The 9,463-nt window shown below is 69.6% G+C and carries 7 protein-coding genes and 1 pseudogene; 3 read left to right on the plus strand and 5 right to left on the minus strand.

Annotated elements, in window-relative coordinates; all coding sequences use genetic code 11:
- The 5 genes and pseudogenes from I73_RS26955 to I73_RS08740 all read right to left on the minus strand — a co-directional run.
- Positions 1 to 1,463, minus strand: a 1,463-nt coding sequence (locus I73_RS26955; RefSeq protein ID WP_374701951.1) for a transglutaminase family protein, incomplete at its 3' end; no start/stop codon positions are given.
- A 106-nt stretch (positions 1,464 to 1,569) separates the two neighbouring features.
- Positions 1,570 to 2,130 (minus strand): annotated as a pseudogene (locus I73_RS34830) (transglutaminase N-terminal domain-containing protein); the annotation flags it as partial.
- Between the two features lie 120 nt (positions 2,131 to 2,250).
- On the minus strand, positions 2,251 to 3,207 hold the full coding sequence (locus I73_RS08730; protein WP_022980257.1) for an alpha-E domain-containing protein: 957 nt from the start codon (positions 3,205 to 3,207) through the stop codon (positions 2,251 to 2,253).
- A gap of 23 nt (positions 3,208 to 3,230) precedes the next feature.
- Entirely contained in the window at positions 3,231 to 4,664 is a 1,434-nt protein-coding gene (locus I73_RS08735) for a circularly permuted type 2 ATP-grasp protein (protein ID WP_022980258.1), read from the minus strand.
- Positions 4,661 to 7,168, minus strand: a complete 2,508-nt coding sequence (locus tag I73_RS08740; protein WP_022980259.1) for a DNA internalization-related competence protein ComEC/Rec2 — start codon at positions 7,166 to 7,168, stop codon at positions 4,661 to 4,663. Before I73_RS08740 ends, I73_RS08735 begins: the two co-directional genes overlap by 4 nt.
- Before the next feature lie 58 nt (positions 7,169 to 7,226).
- Here I73_RS08740 and I73_RS08745 point away from each other — a divergent pair, with 58 nt between their 5' ends.
- From I73_RS08745 to ubiM, 3 genes are all read left to right on the plus strand, one after another.
- Positions 7,227 to 7,688: a RidA family protein gene (locus tag I73_RS08745; protein WP_022980260.1), complete on the plus strand. Its 462-nt coding sequence runs from the start codon at positions 7,227 to 7,229 to the stop codon at positions 7,686 to 7,688.
- Positions 7,685 to 8,176 (plus strand): disulfide bond formation protein B, encoded by a 492-nt coding sequence (locus I73_RS08750; protein WP_022980261.1) that lies wholly within the window; start codon positions 7,685 to 7,687, stop codon positions 8,174 to 8,176. The genes I73_RS08745 and I73_RS08750 overlap by 4 nt, the downstream gene beginning before the upstream one ends.
- Positions 8,177 to 8,256: 80 nt before the next feature.
- On the plus strand, positions 8,257 to 9,463 hold a 1,207-nt coding region (gene ubiM / locus I73_RS08755), incomplete at its 3' end, for a 5-demethoxyubiquinol-8 5-hydroxylase UbiM (protein WP_083876643.1).

The following is a 9,463-nucleotide window of genomic DNA, read 5'->3' on the forward strand; positions in this document are numbered from 1 at the left end:
GGCGGGTAGCCCTCCAGCACCACCTTGACCCCCAGGTCGGCGGCCGTGGCCTCCACCGCGGTCAGCAGCTCGAGGTAGTCCTCCAGATGGGCCAGCGGCGGCATGAAGACGTAGAGCACGCCGCTGGCCTGCCCCACCTTCTCGGCCTTGGGGCCGTTGGCCCGGCGCGGGTCGCGCACCTCCACGCACAGCGCGGTGCGGGTGATCCAGTGGGCCGACTGGAAGCGCTCGGGGTAGGTGTCGGGCGCCACCTGGCCCGCGGGCAGGCTGCCCGTCCCGGTCGCGGCACCGCCCTGAGGGCTGTTCTGCAGGGCCACGGTGCCGCCTTCGGCAAAGCCTTGCCCGACGTGTCGCGCGGCATAGGCGTCCGGCGCCGACGCTGCGCCGCCACTGCCCAGGCCCAGCATCTGCCGGCGCAGCTCGGCCGGGGCCGGCAGCTCGCCGCGCGGGGCGAAGGGGTCGTAGTCGTGCAGGTAGGGGTACTCGCTGTCCTTCACCCAGGGCAGCGAATCCAGCGGCAGGCGGTAGCCCATCGGCGAATCACCGGGGATCAGGTACATGCGCTCGTCGCGGAAGAACCAGGGGCCGGTCTCCCACTTGCTGCCCGACAGGGTCGGGCCCTCGGCCCGCTTGATGGGCAGCACATAGCCCACTTCGCTCTCCAGTCCCTGGTCGAAGATGCGGCGCAGGCGCACCCGCTCCAGCTCGTCGTCCAGACGGGAATCGAAGGGGTCGACATTCACCGGCAGGCGGCGCTCGCGCCACAGGTAGTACCAGGTGTCTTCATAGCCGGTCTGCACGAACTCGTCGCCCACGCCCAGGTGGCGGGTCAGCGCGCTCATGAAGCGCCGGGCATCGGCACTGGTGTACTGGTGCATGTCGCGCTCGTCGGCGAACAGCGAGGGGTCGCTCCAGCAGGGCTGACCATCGGTGCGCCAGTAGATCGACAGGGCCCAGCGCGGCAGTTGCTCGCCGGGGTACCACTTGCCCTGGCCGAAATGCAGGAAGCCGCCCTGCCCGTACTCGTCGCGCAGGCGCTGCACCAGGTCCTGGGCGTAGACCCGCTTGGTCGGGCCCAGGGCGTCGGTGTTCCATTCGGCGCCGTCGCGGTCGTCCACCGAGACGAAGGTGGGCTCGCCACCCATGGTCAGGCGCACATCGCCGGCCACCAGCTGGGCATCCACCCGCTCGCCCAGCTGCAGCACCTGGGCCCACTGGTCCTCGGTGTAGGGCTTGGTGACGCGGGGCGACTCGAAGATGCGGGTGACCGCCATCTCGTGGCTGAAGGTGACCTCGCACTCGTCCACCGCCCCGGTGATGGGCGCCGCGCTGGACGGCGTGGGCGTGCAGGCCAGCGGGATGTGGCCTTCGCCGGCGAGCAGGCCGGAGGTCGGATCCAGGCCGATCCAGCCGGCGCCGGGCAGGTAGACCTCGCACCAGGCGTGCAGGTCGGTGAAGTCCACCTCGGTGCCGCTGGGGCCGTCCAGCGCCTTTCACGTCAGGCGTCAGCTGGATGAGATAGCCGGACACGAAGCGCGCGGCCAGCCCCATGTGGCGCAGGGTCTCGACCAGCAGCCAGCCGGTGTCGCGGCAGGAGCCCGAGGCCTTGGTCAGCGTCTCCTCCGGGGTCTGTACACCCGGCTCCATGCGGATCAGGTAGGAGATGTCGTTCTGCAAGCGCTGGTTCAGGCCGACCAGGAAGTCGATGGTGCGCATCTCCTGGCGGTCGATGCTGGCCAGGAACTTCGCAAAGGCCGGTGTGGGTGTCTCCGCCACCAGGTAGGGCGCCAGTTCGGCGGCCAGGCCCGGCTCATAGGTGAAGGGAAAGTTCTCGGCCCCTGGCTCCAGGAAGAAGTCGAAGGGGTTGTAGACCGCCATCTCGGCCACCAGGTCCACCGTGACCTTGAACTCGGTGGTGGGCTCCGGGAAGACCAGGCGGCCCAGGTAGTTGGAGAAGGGGTCCTGCTGCCAGTTGGTGAAGTGGTTGGCCGGCTCCACCCGCATCGAGTACGAAAGGATGGGCGTGCGGCAGTGCGGCGCTGGCCGCAGACGGACCACCTGTGGCGACAGGTTCACCAGGCGGTCATAGCGGTAGTGGGTGACGTGTTTGAGCGCGACGTGGATGGACACGGGCCTTACCTCGGCATCCCGCAGGACGCATGAATCGGATCAATCGGACAGGACTGGCGATGCTCCCATGGGAGAGCACCGGTCCTTGTGACAGCGTCGAACCAGACCTCGGCCGCGGCCTCAGTCGCAAGCCACCAGGAAATCGCGGGCAATCCCGGCGCCCAGATCCCCGACCCGGTCGAGGAACTGGGTCAGGTAGGCATGCAGACCGGTCGAGAGGATCTCGTCGATGCGGGCGTATTCCAGGTCACAGCTCAGGCGCCCGGCCCGGCGCAGCGTCTCGCCCGACTGCTGGTTGGCCACCAGCTTGAGGTTGGTCACCACCTCGTGCATGCAGTGGGACAGCGAGCGTGGCATGTCCGGACGCACGATCAGCAGTTCGGCCACCTTCTCCGGCAGGATCACGTTGCGGTAGACCTTGCGGTAGATCTCGAAGGCGGACACCGAGCGCAGGATGGCCGACCAGTGATAGAAGTCGTAATCCCCGTCCTTCTCGCTGGCATTGCCGAAGAAGTCGGTCTCCACCGAGTGGAACTTCACGTCCAGCAAGCGGGCGGTGTTGTCGGCCCGCTCCAGGAAGGAGCCGATGCGCAGGAAGTGGAAGGCCTCGTCCTGCAGCATGGTGCCCACCGACACCCCGCGCGAGAGGTGCGAGCGGAACTTCACCCACTCGAAGACAGCGGCCGGGTCGCGTGCGAGCAGCCCATCGGCCAGCACCCGGTTGAATTCCAGCCAGGTCTGGTTGGTGGTCTCCCAGACCTCGGTGGTCAGGGAGCCGCGCACGGCGCGGGCGTTCTCGCGCGCCGCACGCAGGCAACGCAGGATGGACGAGGGGTTGCGCTCATCGCGCACCATGAAGTCCATCACCTGGCGGGCGGTGATGCCCTGGTAGCGGCTCTGGTAGTCGTGGGTGAGCTCGGAGATGCTCAGCAGGCTGCGCCAGCCCTGCTCGGCCATGGCCGCGGACTGCGGCAGCAGCGAGGTCTGGTAGTTGACGTCGAGCATGCGCGCGGTGTTCTCCGCACGCTCCATGTAGCGCGACATCCAGAACAGATGGTCGGCGGTTCTTGACAGCATGTTCTTGGCTTTCCGCGTTCGATTCAGTCTTCCAGCACCCAGGTGTCCTTGGTGCCGCCGCCCTGACTGGAGTTGACCACCAGGGAGCCCTCCTTCAGGGCCACGCGGGTCAGGCCGCCCGGCACCATCTGCACTTCGGCGCCCGAGAGCACGAAGGGACGCAGGTCGATGTGGCGCGGCGCGATACCCGATTCGACGAAGGTCGGGCAGGTGGACAGGCTCAGCGTGGGCTGGGCGATGTAGTTGCTCGGGTTGGTGACCAGGTGGGCGCGGAAGTCCTCGATCTCGGCCTTGGTGGCGGCCGGGCCGACCAGCATGCCGTAGCCCCCGGCACCGTGCACCTCCTTGACCACCAGTTCGCCCAGGTGGTCCAGCACGTACTTCAGATCGTCCTCGACCCGGCACAGGTAGGTGGGCACGTTGTTGAGGATGGGCTTCTCGCCCAGGTAGAACTCGATCATCTTGGGCACATAGGGATAGATGGACTTGTCGTCCGCGATCCCGGTGCCGATGGCGTTGGACAGGGTGACGTTGCCCGCCTTGTAGGCCTCCACCAGGCCGGCACAGCCCAGGGTGGAGTCCTTGCGGAAGACCTTCGGGTCCAGGAAGTCGTCGTCCAGGCGGCGGTAGATCACGTCCACCCGCTTGGGGCCCTGGGTGGTGCGCATGAAGACGAAGCCGTCCTTCACGTACAGATCCTGGCCCTCGACCAGTTCGACCCCCATCTGCTGGGCCAGGAAGGCGTGCTCGAAGTAGGCCGAGTTGTACATGCCCGGCGTGAGCACCACGACCGTCGGATCGTTCACCCCGCCCGGGGCCACGCTGCGCAGGGTCTCCAGCAGCAGGTCCGGGTAGTGCGCCACCGGGGCCACCCGGTGGTCCGAGAACAGGTCCGGGAAGAGCCGCATCATCATCTTGCGGTTCTCGAGCATGTAGCTCACGCCGCTGGGCACCCGCAGGTTGTCCTCCAGCACGTAGTAGCTGCCGGAGCCATCGGGGTTGGCGGCCCGCACGATGTCGATGCCGGCGATGTGGGAGTACAGGTCCCGCGGCACCTCCACGCCCATCATCTCGGGCCGGAACTGGGCATTGCGGGTGATCTGCTCGGCCGGGATCAGGCCGGCCTTGAGGATCTCCTGGCCGTGGTAGACGTCATGGATGAAACGGTTGAGTGCCGTCACCCGCTGTCGCAGGCCCTTCTCCATCTCACGCCATTCCCCGGCGGGAATGACGCGCGGGATCAGGTCGAAGGGGATCAGGCGTTCGGTGCCCTCCCCCGAATCCTTGTCCCCGTACACGGCAAAGGTGATGCCGACACGGCGGAAGATCATCTCCGCCTCCTCGCGCCGTGCCTTCATCACGTCGCGGGGCTGCTGGGCGAGCCAGCGGTCGTAGGTCTGGTAATGCTCGCGCACGGTGGCGCTGTTGGCATGCATCTCGTCGAAGCTGGGTCTCATTCGCGCTCTCCTACCTGCAGGGGAGTAGCAACAACCGCACCAGCCACGGGCGCCGGTTTTTCCGGCATCCACTGCCAGTAGTGGCGACGCACGTTTCGCGTGCAGCTTGCACCATCCCCATTCCACACCCACGCACCACAGTAGTCCGTTCGCACCACGGTGATGCCCTGTTGAATGTAACGATCCCATATTTCAGGGTGTGGGTGGCCGAATCGGTTTCGATAACCCAGTTGCATGACCGCCACATGCGGTGCCACCGCCGCCAGAAAGGCCTCGCCGGACGAGGTGTGGCTGCCGTGATGGGGCACCACCAGCACCTCACTGCGCAGGCTGTCGCCCCAGCGCTGCACCAGCGTCGCCTCTTGCGCCAGCTCCACATCGCCGGTCAGCAGGGCACGGTGGCCCTGGGCATCGCGAACCTGGATGACGCAACTCTGCGTGTTCGACGCCTCGTCGGCCCGCGCGAGATGGAAAGGATGCAGAACCCGGAAGTCCACCCCGTCCCAGGTCCACTGCTGCCCGGCCTCGCAGAGGCGGGTGTCGGCCACCTGCGCGAGCAGAGGGTGCCCTGGCGCCAGACTGGCCCGCAGGCGCACCACCGGCAGCGCATCGATCAGGGCCTGGGCCCCGCCCACATGGTCGGTGTCCCGGTGGCTGAGCGTCAGCTCATCGATCTGGCGCTCGCCCAGCGTCTGCAGCAGCGGCACCAGAACCTTGCGGCCGGCGTCGCTGTCCTCCCCATAGCGGGGCCCGGCGTCGTGGATCAGCAGATGGTGGGCGGTACGGATCAGCACGGCACTGCCCTGCCCCACATCGGCCGCCCAGAGCTCGAAGCGGCCCGGTGGCGGACGGTGCACCGGGGCCATCAGCAGGGGCAGGCACAGGGGCACCGACAGCGCGCGCACGCGCCAGGGCAGCGGCAGGCTCAGCAGAAAGCCCCCCAGCACCGCCAGCCCGATGGCCCACGCACCGGCCGCGGGCGCAGACCAGGCCGCCAGCGGCCACCCGCCCAGCCAGTCCAACCACGACTGCAGGGGCACGATCGCCCATGCGGCCAGCTGCCACAGCGGCGGCCACAGAGCGCCCAGCAGGGCCAGGGGCGTGACCACCCAGGTGACCCAGGGCACCGCCAGCAGGTTGGCCGGCAAACCCACCAGAGAGACCTGGCCGAACAGCACCAGGCTCAGCGGGGCCAGGCCGAAGGAGATCATCAGCTGGACCCTCAGGGCCTGCCACAGCCTGTGCCAGACAGCCCCTTCACGGTCGACCTCGGAATCTGCCGCGACGGCCTGGCCCTCTCCCATGCCCAGCAGCATCAGCACCGCCAGAAAGGACAGCCAGAACCCCGGCTGCAGCAGCGCCCATGGATCGACCGCCACCGTGCCGGCCGCGGCCACCGCACACAGGGCCCAACCCGGCCAGGGCGCCCCCAGGCTGCGCAGCAGCACCGCACCGCCCAGCATCCAGACGGTGCGCTGCGCCGGCACGCCCCAGCCGGCCAGCAGCGCATAAAGCAGGGCCAGCCCCAGGCCGCCCCAGCGCCCCGCCACCGGCGAAGGTACCCTCAGGCACAGGGCCGGGCTGAGGCGCCAGACCCGTGCCACCAGCAGGATGGCCAGCGCGGCGAACAGGGTGATGTGGCTGCCGCTGATGCTGACCAGATGGGCCACGCCGGTGCGGCGGTAAAGGTCCCAGTCACGCTCGCCGATGGCGCCCTGATCGCCCACGGCCAGCGCGGCCAGCAGGCCCGCCGCCTGCGGAGATGGACTGAACTGCAGGATGTGGTCGCGCCAGCGCTGGCGCAGGTGGTCCAGCCATTCCATGGGATGCCAGAACCTCGGGGCCTCGATGCGCTGGGCCTGCCCGGGCAAGGTGCCACGCACCGTACCCACCGCACCGATGCCTTGCTCGAACAGCCACAGCTCGGCATCGAAGCCCCCTGGATTGGCCAGGCCGTGCGGCTGCCGCAGGCGCACCGGCAGACGCCAGGATTCGCCGGCGCGCGGCACCGCCCGCCCGCCGCCCATCGGGTCGGCCGCGGAGGTGGGCTCGGGCCAGCTCAGACGGACCAGCGCCGGCAAGGCCAGCGCCTGGCCGGGCTGCGCGCGTCCCCGAGCCCAGGCCGCGGCGTCCAGCCGCCAGGCCTGCTCCACCTCGAAGCCGAACATCTGCCCTTCGGGCCCCGCCTGCGGCAGCCCCCGCACCCGGCCTTGCACCAGCAGTTCCTGGCCCTCCAGGTCGGCGGGAAGACGCTGGGCCAGGCGTTCGCGGGCCCGCTCGCTGGTGCTGGCCGCGCCGGCCATCAGCAGGGCCAGGGCCCACAGGGCGCAGGCCCAGCGCGCGCGGTCGCCCCGCAGAAAGGGCCAGGCCGTCAGGACGGAGGCGGTCAGCAGCGTGGCATCCACCCACCCCGCCCACAGCACCGGTTGGACCAGCTGCAGCGCCACGCCGGACAGCCCCGCCAGCACGCTCAGCAACAAGACCCCGCCGATCCCGGACAGCATGCGGGCCAGTGTAGGATCGCCCCGAAATCCCTCCCTCATTCCTTCGGAGTACGTTGACATGTCCGTCGCTGCACGCCTGCAGACCCTGGGCATCGAGCTGCCGCCCCTGGCCGTTCCTGCCGCCGCCTACGTCCCCTTCGTCCAGACCGGCCACCTGGTCTTCCTCTCCGGCCACATCGCCAAGCAGGACGGCAAGCCCTGGATCGGCCAATTGGGCACCACCATGGGCACGGAAGAAGGCAAGCTGGCGGCCCGCGCCGTGGCCATTGACCTGCTGGGCACCCTGCAGGCCGCCACCGGCGACCTGAACCGCATCGCCCGCATCGTCAAGGTGGTGAGCCTGGTGAACTCGGCCCCCACCTACACCGAGCACCATCTGGTGACCAACGGCTGCTCCGAGCTGCTGGTGTCGGTCTTCGGCCCCGAGGTGGGCTCGCACGCCCGCAGCGCCTTCGGCGTCGCTCAGCTGCCCATGGGCACCTGCGTCGAGATCGAGCTGGTGGTCGAACTCAAGCCATGAGCTTCATCTCCCGCGTGACGGGCTCGCCCCGTCTCCTGCTGGTGGGCGTGGCCGTGGCCTGCGTGGCCGCCGTGGGTGGCGCCCTGGTCGGGCAGTACCGTTTCGACATGCTGCCCTGCCCCTGGTGCACCCTGCAGCGCCTGATCTTCCTGGTGCTGGCCGCGGTGGCACTGCTGGCCGCGCTGGTGCCGCCCCTGCGACGCCCGCTGGCGGGCCTGGGCGTGCTGCTGGCCGCCTGCGGCATCGGCACCTCGCTGTGGCTGCATTTCGTGGCCGCGTCCAGCGCCAGCTGCGCCTTGACCATGGCCGACCGCATCATGCAGGCCCTGGGCCTGTACGACGCCGCCCCGGACGTCTTCGCGCCGATGGCCTCTTGCGCGGACGCGGCGGTCGACCTGCTAGGCATTCCCTTCGCGATGTGGAGCCTGGCCCTGTTCGCCCTGTGCGGCGCGGCCTGCGTGCCGGCCCTGCGCGCCCGGCGGAACTGACCCCGGTCAAGGCAGACCCGGGCGGGCTTGGCGATGATGCCACCCGCCTGATCAGCGGGGCCACCCCGCGGGAATCCCTGATGACCGACACCACCGCCTCTCCCGACACTGCCGCAGACACCTTCGCCGCCCCCCCGGCGAAGGCTTCACCCGATGCGCTGATCGTGGGCGCCGGCCCGGCCGGTCTGGCCCTGGCCTGCGCGCTGGCCGACGCCGGCCTGCGCCCCCAGGTGCTGGAACAGGCCCCGCTGGATGCCCTGGTGGCACCGCCCGAGGACGGGCGTGACATCGCCCTCACCCACCGCGCCCAGCGCATCTTCGACCGCCTGGGCCTGTGGGACCGGTTGCCCGCGGACGAAATCGCACCCCTGAAGGCGGCTCAAGTCACCAACGGCGATTCGCCCCGGGTGCTGCCCTTCAGCGGGCAGGCCGATGGCCACGAACAGCTGGGCTGGCTGGTGCCCAACCACCGCATCCGCCAGGCCTGCTACGCCGGTGCTGCGGCGCGGGCCGACAAGATCACGCTCACCGGCGACGCCCGGGTCACCGCCCTGCAGCGTGATGCCCAGGGGGCACAGGTCACGCTGGCCGATGGTCGGGTGCTGAGGGCGCCCCTGGTGGTGGCCGCTGACAGCCGCTTTTCCAACCTGCGCCGCATGGCTGGCATCGGCGCGCGCATGCTGGACTTCGGCCGCACCGCCATCGTCTGCCGCATGCGCCATGAACAGGCCCATGACGGCACGGCCCACGAGTGCTTCCTGCATGGCCACACCCTGGCCATGCTGCCCATGGCGGGACACCAGTCCTCGGCCGTCTGGACGGTCACCAGCGACGGTGCGGCCGAACTGATGGCCCTGCCGCCGGCCGAGTTCGCACTGCGGGTGGATGCGGCCTTCGGTCACCGCCTGGGCGCCCTGGAGCTGGCCGGCGAACGTCACAGCTACCCGCTGGTGGCGGTCTATGCCGAACGCTTTCACGCCGATCGCTTCGTCCTGGTGGGCGATGCGGCGGTGGGCATGCACCCGGTCACCGCGCATGGCTACAACTTCGGCCTGTACGGGGTGGAGGTGCTGGCGCGCGAGCTGGCCCAGGCCCATGCCGAAGGGCGCGATCTGGGCGAAGCCGAGCCGCTGGCCCGCTATGCCGAGGAACACCGCCGGGTGACGCTGCCCATCTACCTGGGCACCAACGTGGTGGTGAAGCTCTTCACCAATGACAGCCGCCCGGCCAAGCTGGTGCGTGAAGCCGTGGTGCGGGCCACCAACTGGCTACCGCCGTGCAGCGGGC

The sequence above is a fragment of the Ideonella sp. B508-1 genome, assembly GCF_000333615.1.
Lineage (GTDB): Bacteria > Pseudomonadota > Gammaproteobacteria > Burkholderiales > Burkholderiaceae_C > Ideonella.

What these genes read in the sequence shown, in the direction of transcription:
- I73_RS08730 (WP_022980257.1), bottom strand. Translation starts at nt 3,207, where the DNA reads ATGCTGTCAAGAACCGCCGACCATCTGTTCTGGATGTCGCGCTACATG.
- I73_RS08735 (WP_022980258.1), bottom strand. Translation starts at nt 4,664, where the DNA reads ATGAGACCCAGCTTCGACGAGATGCATGCCAACAGCGCCACCGTGCGC.
- I73_RS08740 (WP_022980259.1), bottom strand. Translation starts at nt 7,168, where the DNA reads ATGCTGTCCGGGATCGGCGGGGTCTTGTTGCTGAGCGTGCTGGCGGGG.
- I73_RS08745 (WP_022980260.1), top strand. Translation starts at nt 7,227, where the DNA reads ATGTCCGTCGCTGCACGCCTGCAGACCCTGGGCATCGAGCTGCCGCCC.
- I73_RS08750 (WP_022980261.1), top strand. Translation starts at nt 7,685, where the DNA reads ATGAGCTTCATCTCCCGCGTGACGGGCTCGCCCCGTCTCCTGCTGGTG.